The sequence below is a fragment of the Suttonella ornithocola genome (assembly GCF_001889065.1).
GTDB classification, from domain to species: Bacteria; Pseudomonadota; Gammaproteobacteria; order Cardiobacteriales; family Cardiobacteriaceae; genus Suttonella_A; species Suttonella_A ornithocola.
Genome location: NZ_LWHB01000367.1, coordinates 1 through 569, shown reverse-complemented (window position 1 = coordinate 569; position 569 = coordinate 1). Strand labels below are relative to the sequence as shown.

The following is a 569-nucleotide window of genomic DNA, read 5'->3' as shown; positions in this document are numbered from 1 at the left end:
CTTCATCATCAATCTTTGAGGGCTTACGCTCAGTAAAGATGGGGATTTTTAATCCAGCTATAGACGGTGAATTTGCTGATTCTTGTAGCTGCTTTGCAACAGCGCGCCAAGTTTCTCCATTAGCAATATCGTTAAGAATTTTCTGTCGGAATTGGCTGCAGTAGGTCATAGGATATGCTCAGTTTGTTTTTGATAATTCTACTACAAGTTGTTCTTTATATCTGCTTTGGATAGATTGGATTATAAGTGATTTGACTATAACGCATAAAAAAAGATTAACCAACATCCAAAAGCCGACACAGAGCAAAGAGAGCACTTTCAAGAACAAATAGTGGATAAGACCGCTCAAGACAAACCGATAGTCTATCTTGATGAATGTGGTTTTAAAGCCTTTGCTCATAGACCTTATGGCTACAGCACAAAAGGACAAATTTGTCATGGAAGTGATAACTGGCATTTAAAGAACCAGAGCAATGCGATTGGAGCCATTATCAATGGAGAATTGTTTGCCTTACGCTTATATGATGGTTCTATTAACAGCGATATTTTCTCTCACCCAATGAGAGAAA

1 pseudogene is annotated in these 569 nt (G+C 38.0%); it reads left to right on the top strand.

What is annotated here, in order from left to right:
* Positions 1 to 331: 331 nt before the first annotated feature.
* Positions 332 to 569 (top strand): annotated as a pseudogene (locus tag A5N85_RS14490) (hypothetical protein); the annotation flags it as partial.